Below are 15,087 nucleotides of genomic sequence, written 5' to 3' on the forward strand. Positions count from 1 at the left end.
ATTCGCAGGCACCAGCGTGCCCGCTGTCAGGCAGAAACTCCACTCACCGACCTGTTCAAATTTGCGGAGCCGGCTCTCCTCGCCTTCTCGTGGCTCGCTCCTTTGGCGCAGAACTATTCGTAACGCTCTAGTCCGAGATCCTCAGCTTCGATGTCGGGTTTTCTTCCCGAGACAAGGTCCGCTATGACCCGAGAGGAGCCGCAGCTCATCGTCCAACCGAGAGTGCCATGCCCGGTGTTCAAGAAGAGATTTCTGATCCTGGTCCCGCCGATGATTGGGGTGCCGTCTGGGGTCATGGGTCGAAGGCCTGACCAGAAGGATGCGCTCTTGGGATCTCCGCCAGGGAACAGATCCATCACGGAACACTCCAGGGTCCGTCGACGCGCTTCGACGAGGTCATTGGTGTAGCCCGAGATTTCAGCCATCCCGCCGACACGAATTCGATCTCCCAGACGGGTAATTGCAATCTTGTATGTCTCATCCATGACCGTCGATTCGGGGGCACGGGAAACGTCGGTGATTGTAATTGTCAGCGAGTATCCTTTGACAGGATAGACTGGCAGATTGATTCCGATCTTCTTGAGGAGAAGAGGTGAATAGCTCCCTAATGCGACAACTACTGCGTCCGAGCGAATAGTCCCGCGATCGGTGATCACACCACGCACCTGGCCGGCATCGATGTCCAGTCCATTGATGATATGTCCGTAACGGAAGTCAACGCCCAATGCTGAGGCTCTTTGCTCCAGCGCATTGGTGAACTTGAAGCAGTCGCCGGTCTCGTCTTTCGGAGTCAGAAGTCCTCCCACTATGCGGTCGCGAACGTAGCGTAACGCGGGTTCAGCCCGAACACAACCATCGCGATCCAGTACCTGGAAAGGGATGCCGTCTGCCGCAAGAGCCTTCACGTCCTTAGTTGATGCATCGAGCTGCTGCTGAGTTCGGAACAGCTGCAGGGTTCCCTGCATGCGCTCGTCATAGTTCAGGGAGGCCTCCCCTCTCACCTCGGCAAGCGCCATGCGACTGTAGTCGGCTAGGCGCAGCATCCTTCCCTTGTTGAGCGCATATCGGCTCGCCGTGCAGTTGGACAACATGCGGAGGAGCCAGGAGAGCATGGCCGCATCAAGCTTTGGCCGAAGGATTAATGGTGCATGCCGCATGAGCATCCACTTGATGGCCTTCGTTGGGATTCCGGGGGCAGCCCAGGGCGAACAGTAGCCGAAGGAAACCTCCCCCGCGTTCGCGAAACTCGTTTCCAGCGCTGGACCCGGCTGTCTGTCAAGAACAACCACTTCGTGCCCGAACTTTCCAAGTTGAAATGCGGTTGTGACGCCGATAACGCCCGCGCCTAAAACGGTGACTTTCATTATCTGCTCCAATGTTCTGCCAGATGATGCTGTTTGACTGGGGACAAGTTCAGCAATGGCTTCTTTGGAAGCGATGACCGAGGCCGGTGAGGATCTCGTAGGAGATCGTGCCGGCGTCAGTCGCCAGCATTTCGAGGGTCTGATGAGGACCGATCACTTCGACCAAGCTTCCGAAATCGAGCGCGCCATCCCGCAAATCGGAGATGTCGACGGTCATGCTGTCCATCGAGACTCGCCCCACGATGGGCAGACGTTGACCGCCGAAGTAGACAGCTCCGCGACCGCTCAAGCTGCGTGGGAGCCCGTCGGCATAGCCGGCGCAAAGTGTGGCAAGCCGGGTGCAGTCGTGGGTTACGTGCGTTCCACTATAGCCGACCATGGCACCACCCGGAACCGTGCGGGTCTGCGCAACTGCGATAGAGAGGCTCACGACGGGCTCCATCGGATTTACAGCGTTTACCTGCGGCGCACCGCCATAGAGCGCGATCCCTGGGCGAACGAGAGAGCCGTGATAGTCCTTTCCCATCAGCACGCCAGCGGAGTTGGCGAAGCAGGACGGTATCGGCCCGAATTCCTTTATCACGATCTGCATCTCTGCGAGCTGCGCGGCGTTTTGCGCTTTGGTAGGCTCATCTGCGGAGGCGAGATGGCTCATGACGTAGAGAATCTCGAGCTCCGGCGATTGCGCTATTTCCATGCGCACCGCAGCGCGCTCGGCGGGCGCCAATCCGAGCCGTGACATGCCAGTGTCGAACTGCAGAACGGCAGGAAGACGCCTACGCTCCATGCGGGCCTGAGCGCGCCATCCGTGAAGCTGGCTTAAGGAGTTGATCACCGGTATGACAGCGGCAGACGCGCAAGCAGCCTCTGCGCCGGGCAATAGACCGTTCAGCACGAAGAGCTGCACGTCCCCCGGAAGATGAGGTCGCAACACAATAGCTTCCGCCGCATGTGCCACGAAGAAGTGCTTGCAGCCGGCTGCAAGCAAAGACCTCGCCACTTGGATGGCACCCAGGCCGTAGGCATCGGCTTTCACCACTCCCGCCACGCGAGCTGGATTCGCGATCGATGCAATGAGCTGAAAATTGCGGCGCAATGCGGCCAAATCGACGGTCATGTAGCCCGGAAGGCCCTGCGCTTTTCCGTCCAACACCGCCCTCGAAGCAGTCCGGCCCAATGTCTCCTGGCTTTCCATGAGGAAAGGGTTAGCGCAATATTCGAGCAAGTGCCGGGCGTTCCTTGCTTGATTATTCGAGGAATGCTACAAATTCAAACAATCTACTAACTTCTCGAATAAATCGTACAGCGCGATGGATAGCATAGATCGCAATATCTTGCGCGCGCTCCGCGTGAACGCCCGGGCGAGCAATGTCAATCTGGCGGAGGAAGTTGGGCTTTCTCCTTCGGCGTGTCTGAGACGGATCAAGCTGCTCGAGAAGGCAGGCGTCATCCGCGGGTACACGGCACTCGTCGAGACGGGTGCCGACTCGCAAGGTCTTGCCGTTCTGATCAACATTACGTTGGAACGGCAGACAGTAGAGTATCTCAATAAATTTGAGGCTGCGGTACGCAAATATCCGGAGATACAAGAGTGCTACCTCATGACCGGGGGAGCGGATTACTTCCTGCGGGTGGAAGCGGCCAATGCTGTCGAGTTTGAGCGGATTCACAAGGAGATCCTCTCGACGCTTCCAGGCATCTCACGTATTCATTCCAGCTTTTCGATTAGAAACGTACTTGCGAACCGGCCAAAGGGCCGACGCTGACATGTGCTTTGCGCGGTAAGGCCGCAATCTTGGCAGCTCCCAATGGCCCAGAAACGGTCGCTCTGTTGCTTTCCGTTCGAGCTTCGTCTTCGGCCATTTGGCGGTAGACTTTTCCGAATGATCTTATCAGTCGTCGTGATCGGCATATGATCAATGAACCGTACGACCCGGGCACGATCCTCCGACAGGCCGGCATCGACTAATGGCAGAGGTATCGTCCTATGCCTTTGGCACTCCGCGGGATTCCCGGGCGAATGCCTCGTGCAGATGCAGTACTTCTTTTCCCCTGCGTAGAGGCAGGTAAGACGTGGGATATAAGTATTCTGTCGGGGCCAGATTCGTGTGAGTCCCCTCATATGCCTAAAAGGACGCGGGAGTAAAATCGGGTCCGACTTTATCTGTTGGCTTTGACTCTGGGGAAGTTCGTGACCCAATTTCACTCGCAGCCTGCTTTGCTGTTTGGCACTTGCTCTCGCTGCTGCAAATTTAGTCGTCCGTGAACAAGGCTCTAAGCGATTGAGCAGGAGTCAGTTTTCCGGTTGCGGCGGCATTTGAGATTGCAGGGATTGGGGGCTTGAGGCCCCCAAACCTTGCAATTTTCGTTTGTGGATTCCCTTTCGCTGCGGACCATGATTCTGTGGTGCATCGGAGGGGCCGATGCGACCGAAGAAGCACAGGACGACGGGATCGAACGATCTGTTCCGGGCGCGGCTGGACCAGATCATCAACATGAAGCACGAGCTGGTTCAGCTCGCCGGCAAGATCGATTGGGACTGGATCGACGGCGAGGTCGCGCCGCTCTACAGCGAGAATGGCCGGCCCGGGATCGAGACCCGGTTCATGATCGGGCTGCTGTTGCTCAAGCACACTTACGGGCTGTCCGATGAGGGCGTTTGCGAGCGCTGGGTTTACGACCCGTATTTCCAGTTCTTCACCGGGCAAGAGTTCTTTCAGCATGCCTTCCCGCACGAGCGCTCGGACCTGAGCCATTGGCGCAAGCGGCTCGGCGACAAGTTGGAGCTGCTGCTGGCGGAGAGCCTGCGGGTGGCGCACGAGGCCGGCGCGTTACGCGGCCAGGACCTCAAGCGCGTCACCGTCGACACCACGGTGCAGCCGAAGGCCATCACCTTTCCGACCGATGCCAAGCTGCTTCATGCGGCTATCAAGGGGCTCAACCGCCTGGCGAGAAGGCACGCCGTCAGGCTGCGGCAATCCTATTCTCGTGTGGCCAAGGCCGCCGCGATGATGGCGGGCCGCTACGCCCATGCCAAACAGTTCAGCCGGCATCAGCGGCAGTTGCGCATTCTGCGCAGCCGGCTCGGCCGCATCATCCGCGACATCCGCCGCAAGATCGAGGGCCAGCCGGCACTGGAGGAGGCATTCGCCCTCCCGCTTGGCCGGGCCGTGCAAATCCGCTCGCAGCAGCAGCGCCAGCGCGGCTGGAAGCTTTATTCCTTCCATGCCCCGGAGGTGGAATGCATCGGCAAAGGCAAGGCCGCCGCGCCTTACGAGTTCGGCGTGAAGGCCTCCATCGTCACCAACAACCGCCGGGCGCCCGGTGGCCTGTTCGTACTGCACGCCAGGTCGCTGCCCGATAATCCCTACGACGGTCATACCCTGCGGGACGTCATCGACCGCACCGAGGCGCTCACTGGCTGTCCGATCGAGCGGGCCTATGTCGACAAGGGATATCGCGGCCACGACACGCAAAATCCCCGTCGCGTCTTCATTTCGGGCCAGAAGCGCGGCGTGTTCGGCGCCATCAAGCGCGAGCTCCGGCGCCGCTCCGCCATCGAGCCCATCATCGGACATCTGAAGGCCGAAGGTCACCTTGGCCGCTGCTATCTCAAAGGCCGCGCCGGCGACGCCGCCAACGTCGTGCTCTCAGCAGTCGGCCACAACTTCCGCCGTATCCTCGCCTGGCTCAGAGAACTCTTGTGCCTCTTCCTGATCCAGCTATCGCATACGCTTGCCTGTCCGCTCCCGCTCAATTCGGCTTCTTAACGGACGACAATTTAGTCGCACGATCCTTCCACGCAGTCGGAGTGATCCTCCGCGCCCCCTCGATTAGGCGATTTACGGTTCGGCGGCAGTATTGAACTCGAGTTCGGGCGACATTTCGATGACGGCCTCAGAATGCCCGCTCTTTAGCACGAATTTGATGGCTTGGGCGCGGTCCACAAACAGGCCGCCGAACGCGCCGTTCTTCTCTCGAACGACCCAGTTACCTTGCTGATTCCTACCAACAAAGACGATAGACGCGGTAGAGCGACACAGGGGATCGACGAATTCACTCATCACATACCTCTCCTGATGTTGGCAACAGATCGGGTGGGGTGCATGTTCCGGAGTTGCTGGTTGATCACCGCTCTTGGGCTCAAGAACCTGAAGGAAAGCTGGGAGTCTCCCGCCTGGATGATGTGTTGCACGCCCCCCGTTTGATGGGGAAGAAATACGCGGAGACGAACTGTGAAGTCGCGTATGGGTCAAAGTACGAGCGCAACGAACGCCTCGTCGCACCTGAGGCGGCACGCATTCGCGTTGCACGTGGTCCAACATAACAGCCTCTCCTAAATAGCTGAGAGTCCGAATCCACGAACCTATCAACGCTAGTAGTCGCCTGTGCGCGTGACTTGCCTTCGTGGATCTCGGTTCGGTGCCTCCTCTCCAAAAGTGTGCGCGAGAACGAAAAGCAATCGCGACGGTTAGATCAATTCTCTAACTCTCATCGATCGCCGGGAAGCGCCTATTTCTCAAGTCATGTGCTCGGATTCGGGCCTAGTGGTCCGCGGCCGGAGGTAGAGCGCCTCTATCCCCATCCGCCGCATCAGCGTTGTGGCATGCCGGCGGCCGATCTTGCACCGTTCGGCAGCCAGCAGGTCTCGCAACATTCGCGAACCGGCGAAAGGACATCCAAATGCAGCCGGTCGACGTTGCATGATCGCGAGGTCGGCGGGCGATACCGGACGTGGTAGACAATCGACACTGCCACGGCTGATCTTCAGAACTTCCGCCTGTTTCGTGATTGGCAGGTCGTGCTCACGGCGATCATCGCTTGGCGCTCAGCAAGCTTTGCTGCGCGCGCCTTCTAAAAATCGTACTCCAGCGTCAGCTCCCCAATCTTGCCGTGCCGCGTTGTCACGTCTACGGCAGGCTCGGTCGTTCTGTTGCCTCCTGCAGGGCCAAATACCGCGGCCGCCGCTTCCTGAAGCTGGGGACTTTCACTGCGCGATCTGGTTCGGGTGCACGTCGATGCTCTGCCAGCTGGGCCAGCGTCACGGCTAACACCACGTCGGCCTTGAATGCCGGTGCGTCGTGCCGGCGGGCTCGTTTGCTCATCGTCTCTCCTGATTCGTGGGACAATCCTGCCCGCCGTCAGGCAGAAACTCGACTTATCGCCCTGTCCAGATTTCCGGAGCCAGCTCTAACATCATTCTCGGCTTGGTCGTCTTTTTAGCTGCCTCGATGCACGCCAGACGCGATCCGCGTCCCCATCAACTACTTTGCGAGGGGTACCGCTCTGCATTCCTCCTCGAAGGCACTTATTGGTCGGTGCCTCTGACTAAAATGCGCCACCGATCTCCTTAATTAGGGCTTCTGTGGAGACCAAGCGGCTATAAGTTGCACTGACTCGCAAACTGTTCTCGTGGCGCTGCTGGCTGTAAGTGGCACACGCATCTGGCACGAGAGTGACGAGGTAGCCGCGATCGCAGGCATCTCGCGCCGCAGACTCGACACACTCGTCAGTAACGACCCCCGCCAGCACGAGTTGCCTAACCCCTAGATTGCGCAGCAAATAGTCGATTTGAGTGGACACGAACGCACTCGATGACGTTTTCGGCAGTATGATTTCATCATCGCCGGGGGCGATCTGATCAATAACTTTCCCGTCCCATGCTCCCTTCGGCACGTGAAAGCCTAAGATCTTGTAGTTCAGCCCACGATCTCGACCATCTTTGGTCAAATTTTCGATAGTTGTGTAGAGCACTTCTATGCCCGTTCTACGAAATGCCGCCTGCAACCGCTGCATGTTGGGTACCGCAATGGTACTCAGACGATCGAAATAATAGCCATACTTGGCTGCAAGCTCCGTGTCAGACACATTCTTGAACTCACCGCCATCACGGTGCACGCAAAAGTTTTGCACGTCGATGAACAGTAGCGCAGACTTCCTCGGATCGAGTGGAATCTCTCGCGTGGCCGGGCATTGTGTTTTTGACATACTCTCTCATCCTCGCAGTGGTCAAATAGCAGAGATCAAGGTTATCTATTACGCTGTGGCAACGCCGGGAAAGAACCATCGAAACACCCGACAAGTCGTATGTTGGTCCAGCAGACGCCGAGAGCGTGATGGAGCAGATTTGATGCTCGCAAGCGGCAATCGCGTCGGTCCCTTAGCAACTGCATCGCGCGTAGCAGAGGCAAGCCAACAGCGGCTTGACTACAACCCTAACCCCAGATCGGCTTTCTCTTCGGAGACTATGCGGCTTCTCAGCTCGTCGCCGGTGAGCCAAACCAGCCAATCGTCGTCGACAATTCCCTCTTCCACGAGCTGTAGTGCTGAGCCGCCTCTCTCTTGATGCGTATATCCGTATCGTGAGACCACGCCCTTATAGATCGCCCAGTGCGCCACGAGTGCACACACGAAATCAGGAGCCCATATAGCAAAAGACACGCCAAAAGCGAGTCCTGCTAAAATACTTGTCATACCAGCCCCTCGGTAGTCTCTGCGCACCCACACATCTCCGTGGTAGGCGACTTTCCCGGTCATTCTCTTTGCACCTTCTGCAATAGATACGCATTTGTCGTGAGGATGCGCATGTTGGGTTGGCGACGCGTAAAACGCCTTAAGAGATTCAAGGTGTTCTGCAAGGTTACTGCTTGAAAGGTCGTAAAGCCGAACTGCCTGCAAAACCGCAACTTCGTTGCCCTTGTCACGACCAACGACCCAAAATCCTTCCCCGGATTCAATTGGAGAGCGGTCAGGCCGAAAAACTGGAGATGTAGGCCCCTTGGTCGGAGTCGATTGAGTGATCGAGACGTATTCTCTAAAGTCATCCCCCAGCGAAAGCTTTATGCCTCTTTGGGACGCGGCAACATCATAATGCCGAATGGCCCTAGCGACGTGTAGTAGGTCAACCGCATTCTTCGTTGCATTGCTACGCGCTGTTGCGTTTAACACCGGAGCACCTTTCAGTCGCATGTTGCTAAAGCATTGTTCAGGATCGCTACACTACCTATTTCGATAGGTGGCTCAGCGCGACGATTGGTGAATTGGCTCTCCTCGAGCTCATCGAGAAAGGCGAGAACGAGGTCCGGATCGAGATTCTTGAAGGGCGAACGTCGCGGGTTTCTTCCGCAAACGGAGGGCGGCAAAGAGGCGCGAAGCGCGCTGCGGTCGCGCATCTGCAGTCCCTCTATAGCCTGTCGGAACGGCGGGCGTGCTCGATCGTGGGCGCGGATCGGAAGATGATCCGCTATCGCTCCATCTGTCCTTCGGACGTGGCTCTCCGTGGCCGGCTGCGTGACCTCGCCAACGAGCAGCTACGTTTTGGCTACCGCCGGCTGTTCATGCTGCTGGGACGGGAGGCCGGAGGACGCGCCGTCGGGGATCAATCAGATCCGGCTATGCGGCGGGCTCGCCGCAGGGCCGGGGAGGCTCGCGCTCCGATCCTGGGTGGAGGCCAAGCCCAACGCACGCTGGTGCTGGACTTTGTTCACACCAGTTCGCCGAGGGGCAGCGCATTCGCATCCTCAGCGTTGTCGACGACGTCACTAAGGAATGCCCGGGCGCCGTTCCGGCGACGTCGATCCCAGGGCGGCGCGTGGACCCGCGAACTGAGGGCAATTGCACAGCAACGCGGCAAGCCGGGAATGATCGAGTCGGACCGTGGCACCGAGTTCACCTCTAACGGCATGCCCCCCGTGCAAGGAGGTAGCCGAGAGTTTCAACCGCCGGATGCGCGACGAAATGCTCAACGAGACCCTGTTCTCCGATCTCAACGACGCCCCCGCCTGGCAATCGCGAGATCGTCGGTGCGATCCCTTCCCCTCCTTTTGCAGCGCGAATTGCTTTCCCCAATGCCGCCTCGCACCAGGCCGCTATGAAAGTGATATTCCGTTCCAGTACCAGCGACGGAGAAGGGCACGGCTGTGAGGCGCGTTTCGATAGTTCTTAAAAAGGACCGCTGTCTGGTTCTCGATCAACTGACAAACACAGCATTGACTGCATCCACCATGCTCTCGACGATGATATCGGCTTCGTGCCTTGTTAAGCACAACGGTGGCGCGAGCCCGAGAATGTCGCCCTGCGGCAAGGCGCGGCCGATGACGCCGCGCTCAAGCAGCGCGGCAGCGACCTGCTCCCCCACTTTTTTGGACGGATCGAAGAAGATGCGGTTATCCCTATCCTCGACAAATTCCACCGCCGCCATGAGCCCGTCGCCGCGCACCTCGCCGACGTTTCGATGATTGCCCAGCGTCTCAGCCAATGCAGACCGGAGATAGGCTCCAGTATCGCGGGCATTCGCGATCAGGCCCATTTCATCGATTAGCTCGAGATTAGCAATGGCAGCCGCTGCGCAGATAGGATGAGCGGAACAAGTCCAGCCATGGCCGATAGTACCGAGTTGGTCGGAGCCTTTCACGACAACTTGCCAAACTTTGTCCGAAACGATGACGCCGGAGAGGGGCGCGTACGCGGAGGTCAGGCCTTTTGAAATTGTGATCAGGTCCGGTCTGATATCGTAGTGATCGGAGCCAAACATCCTCCCTAGGCGGCCGAATCCGGAGACGACTTCATCCGCGATGAGTAGAATGTCGTATTTCTTCAACACGGACTGCACCTTCGACCAGTAGCCGGTGGGCGGCGGAATTATGCCGCCAGCACCTTGGATCGGCTCCCCGATGAACGCCGCGATTGTATTGGCACCCTCGGCTACAATCATGTCCTCAAGCTTGTCGACACAGGCCTGGGCGAACTGCTCCTCGTTCATAGTCGTATCAGCGCGACGAAAATAGTACGGGGCTTCAGTGTGGAGAATCGGCGCGCGCGGTAGATCAAATGCGTTGTGGTACAGTTCAAGGCCTGTCAGCGAGCCCGTCATGACCGTTGAGCCGTGATAGCCGCGCCAGCGGGAGATAATCTTCTTCTTCTCCGACCGGCCAAGCACATTATTGTAGTACCACGCCAGTTTGATATTTGTCTCGTTCGCGTCCGAGCCTGATAGACCGAAAAAAACGCGACTCATGCCCGCCGGCGCGCGATCGATGATCATCTTGGATAGTGTGATCGGGGCTTCTGTGCCGTGGTCGACAAATGCGTGGTAATAGGCGAGTTCGTTCGCCTGCTTTGCAATCGCTTCCGCGATCTTCCGGCGGCCATATCCGACATTCACACAAAAAAGACCCGCAAAGGCGTCAAGGCTGGTTCTGCCAGACTTATCTGTGATGTAGACTCCTTTACCCCCGGTGATCACGCGCGTTTGGATTTCACCTCGCGCATGGGCGCCAGCTTGCGTAGCTGGGTGGAAGAGGTGATCGCGGTCCCAGGCGCCGAGTTCGTTCGATCTGTCGAACATTCTGTTTCCTCTGCTACTTTGCATGAAAAGGCGTCGAGGCACATTCTATGGCGATAAGTGCCCCACCTGTGGCTCTATGGTGGGCTGCTTGCTGCCGCCGAAAGTTCGGATTCTTGTTGGGCGTTACGTTCGACAATAACGAACTCTGATGTTGCGAAAAGAGGCCCATCCCAGCCAGGGTTGGTAGTTGCGCCACAACGATGGCGCGGTACTCAGCTCAGAGCACGTCGAGCTCGGAGACCCGGCAGCAAACGTGAACGTGCTCGGGCAGGCTGCTCGGCTACACGCTCACTTCTTCTCCCAAGGGCTGGGCAAGGTACGGAGCGCCGTCTCGTCCAGCAGCCCAAGGGTCGGCACGGGAAAGCTTTCGACCGGTAGCTGCGCGCAAAGCTTGCGGTGATCAGCCAAAAGGGCAAGCTGGTGATGCCCATCCGTTACGCGCTCTCACGCTGGGAGGGGCTGACGCGCTTTATCGGTGCTGGCCACATCGAGCTCGATAGCAACGCAGTCGCGCGCTCAATCCGCCCCGATCACGCTCAACCGGAAGAATACAGTCCTCGCAGGCTCTGACTGCGGCGTCCCGCATCAGCTCTGCCGCCAAGCAGTTCCAGCGCGCGAGCTGTCGCAAAATTGTGGTGACCCTGGTCGGGCTGCGGCGGTTATGAGCTGACGGTCAGTCGGTTTGTCGATGACCTCGATCCCGTCGTTGAATGTCACCCGAGAACGAGTTTTGGAAATTGGTTGTGGCCATCGAGACGGCGCCAGCTTTTCTGCGCGGCTTCAGGCAGTTTGAAGACCATCACGAGCGCCGTCCTGTTGGACAGGCAGCCCTTCGATCAGATCGTGCGGTGTCGCAGGTAGCGAAGGTGCTTTCAATGGGATTGGTAACCGGTATGACAGTTCTCGGTGGCATCGTTCCGCTGCGGTATTCGACATCGTGGCGTATGGTGCGTGCGACCATCGGGACAGAGGCACCGCAGCACGATGTGCGGGCAGGCCGATACACACGATGAGCCGAGAGCTCGAGTTAGTAGCTGTCCGCCTCTGCGGCTCGCCCGGTTGGGCCGAGAGCGCGAATCCGTAGTTGTCGTGTCGCCCGCCGCTCACGCGTCTGGCAGGAGGTGCAATTGCAAAGGGGTAAGTTGGATTGATGTCTACCGAACCTTCGAGGAGGTGGTATCTTGGGAGAACGGCTGGCTCCGCCATGCCGGCCGAGTTGATATGACGCGGACCGCGCTGAGGGATTTGGCAAGACGCCTGCTGCTGGCCAGTGAAGAGATAGTGCGCGAATGCGACCGGCAACATCATTGCGGTCTCGCGAGTGCTGGCGCCGTTTGTGGCGCGGCTGATTATCCAATCCGTTGCAGCTGAAGGCGATCGCCCAGGCTCACGTCAAGACCGATAAGATCGATGCTGGCACGCTCGCCAGTCTGCAGGCGGCGAGATACCTACGGCAGATATGGACACCTGACGCGGAGACCGAACGCAAGCGCAGGCTGGTGGCGCGGCGCTACCAGAACGTGCGGCATTACGCGGCTCAAGAACGAGGTGTGTTCGATCCTGCACGCACACCTGATCCCAAAGTTCCCACATGCCGATCCTTTCTACGCTCGCGGCCGGGCGTGGTTGGCTGCTCAACAGCTGCCGGACGATGAGCGAGCGGCCATCGATCGGCACGTCCGCGAGCGGTTGACTGGCTGGCGGAAGGCCTATGCTACTCGACCGGCAGATCGCGCAGGACGCAATCGAGGATTCCGCGGTCAATAGATTGATCACGATAACCGGGTGAATCTGGCGGTCGCTGCCGGCATCCTGGCGGCGATCAGCGACGTCTGCCGCTCCAACAGCCCGCAGAAGCTGGTGAGCTATTGCGGGCTGAACCGCGGGTGCGGTAGTCCGGGCTGGGAGCGGCCCACCACGGCCGTATCAGCAGATCGGGCGTAGTCATGCGCGCGCCACGCTGGTCGAGGCGGCCTAGGCGGCGGCCAACGCGCCCGGTTCTCTGCATGCTTTTTTCGTGTGCATCCGCGCCCGGCGGGGCCGTCAGATCGCCGCGGTCGCCGTGGCTCGCAAGCCCACTGTGCTCATTACCTATGGGCGCGCCCAGCGCTGGTCGCCGACAAGACCTGCGTGGTGCAACTTCGAGCCGGAAATCCACAACAAAAAGGTAGCCGTCCCGGCCCAGCCTATGCCTACAACATCAAGGCGCTGCGCGACCGCGACATGTTGATTGCTGCCCAGGCGGAGCAAAGCTACGAGAGACGCCAAAAACCGGCACGCGGGCGCCTCAATCCGGCGGGAGAAAATAGGCAGTCCGGTGACGCTTGCAGCGGACGCGTTACGCTTCGCCATGAGGTCGCTCACGCCGGAGAACCATAATCGCGGCTGACGGCAAGGTCGAGCCACGCCTGGAATGCAGTCCCGTTCCACGCCCGCGTGCCGTCGTGCTCTGGCCGGTCAAGGCCAAGCCCGTGCGGTGGCCGCAAGTGCGATCAGCCTTCACCGCCTGCCCGCGGCGGCTGCGAGATCGGTCGCCGGGACGGAAGAATGGCCCGCAGCGCGACCGAACAAAAGAATGGACTAGCAGCGACTTTCGCAGTCCTCGGCTCGGCAGAGAAATCGCTTGTCCATCTCATCCGTCGTCCGCAGGTGTTTCCGGTGCTCGGCCGGGAAGTCGTAGAACGCCAGTAGCGTGTGCCGATCCTTGCTTAGGCAGTCGGCCGCCTTCTCGTATTTCGGCGTGTAGCTCTCGATGAACGCGTCGAACGCCAGCTCGGCCGCGGCCTTAATCTTGGCCATCCAGATCTCCTGCAACGCGCGTTTGGCCTTCGGTTGCTGGCTCGTCGGCAACGTGGCGATCGCATTCGCGGTCTTGTCTACCCAGCAACGCTGCTCGCACGTTTTTCGGCCAGAAATGTACTCATCTGATTCCGCACCAGTCGATTATTCCGGCGGCCAGAGTTTTCGTTGTCTCCTCCAACGAGGCGATGACTACGTACTCGTCACTACTGTGAAGACCGTCGCCAGAGGCGCCGTAGATCATGCTGTCCACCCCCGCGCCGGCGTAATGCGCGCAGTCGGCGACAGCGATGAATCCGGTGATCTTCGGCTTGCCGCCGAGTTGGGCTCGGCGCCTGAGAAGCGACTGTGCAATCGGATGATCGGATGGCGTATTCATCGGCGGGAAATGCAGGCCGCTGAGTTCCCACTGGACCTTGATCGGGTTATGCTGGAGCCAGAGGTCCTGCTGACAGAAGTGGTGCACAAAAGCTTCAAACTCGGACCGCACATCTTCCTTCGTTTGGTTTGGAAGAAATTTGTAGTCGAGGTCGATGACCGCGACGTCCGGGATAATTGCAGGATTCGTCATGACGAGCGGCAACCCATCCAGCCCGAGGCCCGCACCGGCGCGCATCGCGCCTACGTTTATTGTGTTCATGCCCGGCGGCAATAGCGGATGCTGGCGATAGCGACATCGCGAGCTTTCGAAGTGTCTAAGAGCGTCCAGAAATCGTGCAGCAATATCGATCGCATTTACAGCTCGCGCCGACCGATCAGGCTCGTCGCGCTGCGGCCAAATTTCATTGTAGCGCCAAGCGGAATGGCCTTGTCGACCCATAATGGTAACGCGGATCCATTCTAAGCCACCCTCACAAATCAGGATATTGCCCCAGCTTGGCTCGGTAATGATGGCTGCTTTGGCAAGATGACCCCGCTCCACCGCATCAATGGCGCCGAAGCCGCCAGCTTCCTCATCGATGACGGAATGGATGGAAACGCGACCATCAAGTTCGATACCGGCGGCCTTGATGCCTCGGACCGCGGCTATGGCGGCTGCTACACCGCTCTTCATGTCAATGGCGCCGCGGCCGTAAAGTCTACCGTCTTTAATTTCGCCCCCGAACGGATCCATCGTCCATGCGCTTCGCTCGCCGATCGGCACCACGTCGATGTGGCCGCATAAGAGTAGGCTGCGCTCCTCAGAGCCGGCTAGCTGACCAACGACATTCGGTCTGCCCGCGAACACGTCCCATCGGTCGATCGCCATTCCAAGTGACTTTAGCGTCGATTCGATCAAGTCTTGAGCCGCGTCCTCGCGATTCTGGATCGGGTCCTTCAGAAACTTTGGATTCACCGATGGAATCCGAACAAGCTTTCGAGTGAGTTCCGTCACATAACTCCGCTCACGATCGATCGCCGCCCAGGCAGCTGTGACTGCAGCTTCGAGAGTTTCCATAGGGCCTTGTTTCTCAGCGTTGCGGTTGATAGCGACCTCAGGGTGATCAGGCTAATGCTACGCGCCCGGATAAGTCCCCGCCGGTCATGCGCCGAGCTCTCGGGCGGCAGAGCTTAACGCGCGGTACCCGATCCCAGAGC

The 15,087-nt window shown here is 58.9% G+C and carries 9 protein-coding genes and 5 pseudogenes; 4 read left to right on the plus strand and 10 right to left on the minus strand.

The window, feature by feature from the left end; translation table 11 throughout:
* Positions 1-113: 113 nt before the first annotated feature.
* Positions 114-1,364, minus strand: a complete 1,251-nt coding sequence (locus tag AC0L3C_RS26810) for a D-amino acid dehydrogenase (protein WP_473409409.1) — start codon at positions 1,362-1,364, stop codon at positions 114-116.
* A 49-nt stretch (positions 1,365-1,413) separates the two neighbouring features.
* Positions 1,414-2,559, minus strand: a complete 1,146-nt coding sequence (gene alr / locus AC0L3C_RS26815) for an alanine racemase (protein ID WP_438746154.1) — start codon at positions 2,557-2,559, stop codon at positions 1,414-1,416.
* Between the two features lie 115 nt (positions 2,560-2,674).
* Here alr and AC0L3C_RS26820 point away from each other — a divergent pair, with 115 nt between their 5' ends.
* Positions 2,675-3,130, plus strand: a complete 456-nt coding sequence (locus tag AC0L3C_RS26820) for an Lrp/AsnC family transcriptional regulator (RefSeq protein WP_317245350.1) — start codon at positions 2,675-2,677, stop codon at positions 3,128-3,130.
* Between the two features lie 657 nt (positions 3,131-3,787).
* A complete protein-coding gene (locus tag AC0L3C_RS26825) occupies positions 3,788-5,134 on the plus strand; it encodes an IS5 family transposase (RefSeq protein WP_473409410.1) in 1,347 nt (448 codons plus the stop codon).
* A gap of 72 nt (positions 5,135-5,206) precedes the next feature.
* Here AC0L3C_RS26825 and AC0L3C_RS26830 read toward each other — a convergent pair whose 3' ends face one another.
* The 4 genes and pseudogenes from AC0L3C_RS26830 to AC0L3C_RS26845 form a co-directional block, all read right to left on the minus strand.
* Positions 5,207-5,428, minus strand: coding sequence for a hypothetical protein (locus AC0L3C_RS26830; RefSeq protein ID WP_317245349.1), 222 nt, complete (start codon positions 5,426-5,428; stop codon positions 5,207-5,209).
* Between the two features lie 464 nt (positions 5,429-5,892).
* Positions 5,893-6,469: pseudogene (locus AC0L3C_RS26835) on the minus strand (transposase family protein); the annotation flags it as partial.
* 223 nt (positions 6,470-6,692) lie between these two features.
* Positions 6,693-7,352, minus strand: a complete 660-nt coding sequence (locus AC0L3C_RS26840; RefSeq protein WP_438745937.1) for a cysteine hydrolase family protein — start codon at positions 7,350-7,352, stop codon at positions 6,693-6,695.
* A gap of 219 nt (positions 7,353-7,571) precedes the next feature.
* Positions 7,572-8,333 (minus strand): hypothetical protein, encoded by a 762-nt coding sequence (locus AC0L3C_RS26845; RefSeq protein ID WP_473409411.1) that lies wholly within the window; start codon positions 8,331-8,333, stop codon positions 7,572-7,574.
* Positions 8,334-8,512: 179 nt separating this feature from the next.
* On the opposite strand from AC0L3C_RS26845, the pseudogene AC0L3C_RS26850 reads away from it, so the two are divergent.
* A pseudogene (locus tag AC0L3C_RS26850) lies at positions 8,513-9,140 on the plus strand (DDE-type integrase/transposase/recombinase); the annotation flags it as partial.
* A 193-nt stretch (positions 9,141-9,333) separates the two neighbouring features.
* On the opposite strand, the gene AC0L3C_RS26855 reads toward AC0L3C_RS26850, so the two are convergent.
* Positions 9,334-10,710, minus strand: a complete 1,377-nt coding sequence (locus AC0L3C_RS26855) for an aspartate aminotransferase family protein (protein ID WP_317245345.1) — start codon at positions 10,708-10,710, stop codon at positions 9,334-9,336.
* 378 nt (positions 10,711-11,088) lie between these two features.
* Between AC0L3C_RS26855 and AC0L3C_RS26860 the strand changes: the two are divergent.
* Positions 11,089-11,296 (plus strand): annotated as a pseudogene (locus AC0L3C_RS26860) (IS66 family transposase); the annotation flags it as partial.
* A 62-nt stretch (positions 11,297-11,358) separates the two neighbouring features.
* Here the strand turns inward: AC0L3C_RS26860 and AC0L3C_RS26865 are convergent.
* From AC0L3C_RS26865 to AC0L3C_RS26875, 3 genes and pseudogenes are all read right to left on the minus strand, one after another.
* A pseudogene (locus AC0L3C_RS26865) lies at positions 11,359-11,596 on the minus strand (IS256 family transposase); the annotation flags it as partial.
* A 1,730-nt stretch (positions 11,597-13,326) separates the two neighbouring features.
* A pseudogene (locus tag AC0L3C_RS26870) lies at positions 13,327-13,614 on the minus strand (transposase); the annotation flags it as partial.
* 16 nt (positions 13,615-13,630) lie between these two features.
* Positions 13,631-14,947: a M20 family metallopeptidase gene (locus AC0L3C_RS26875; RefSeq protein WP_317245344.1), complete on the minus strand. Its 1,317-nt coding sequence runs from the start codon at positions 14,945-14,947 to the stop codon at positions 13,631-13,633.
* Positions 14,948-15,087: the final 140 nt, after the last annotated feature.

Source organism: Bradyrhizobium sp. WSM4872 (assembly GCF_055811715.1).

Coding starts and splice junctions, on each gene's coding strand:
- AC0L3C_RS26810 (WP_473409409.1), bottom strand. CDS start 1,364: ATGAAAGTCACCGTTTTAGGCGCGGGCGTTATCGGCGTCACAACCGCA.
- alr (WP_438746154.1), bottom strand. CDS start 2,559: ATGGAAAGCCAGGAGACATTGGGCCGGACTGCTTCGAGGGCGGTGTTG.
- AC0L3C_RS26820 (WP_317245350.1), top strand. CDS start 2,675: ATGGATAGCATAGATCGCAATATCTTGCGCGCGCTCCGCGTGAACGCC.
- AC0L3C_RS26825 (WP_473409410.1), top strand. CDS start 3,788: ATGCGACCGAAGAAGCACAGGACGACGGGATCGAACGATCTGTTCCGG.
- AC0L3C_RS26830 (WP_317245349.1), bottom strand. CDS start 5,428: ATGAGTGAATTCGTCGATCCCCTGTGTCGCTCTACCGCGTCTATCGTC.
- AC0L3C_RS26840 (WP_438745937.1), bottom strand. CDS start 7,352: ATGTCAAAAACACAATGCCCGGCCACGCGAGAGATTCCACTCGATCCG.
- AC0L3C_RS26845 (WP_473409411.1), bottom strand. CDS start 8,333: ATGCGACTGAAAGGTGCTCCGGTGTTAAACGCAACAGCGCGTAGCAAT.
- AC0L3C_RS26855 (WP_317245345.1), bottom strand. CDS start 10,710: ATGTTCGACAGATCGAACGAACTCGGCGCCTGGGACCGCGATCACCTC.
- AC0L3C_RS26875 (WP_317245344.1), bottom strand. CDS start 14,947: ATGGAAACTCTCGAAGCTGCAGTCACAGCTGCCTGGGCGGCGATCGAT.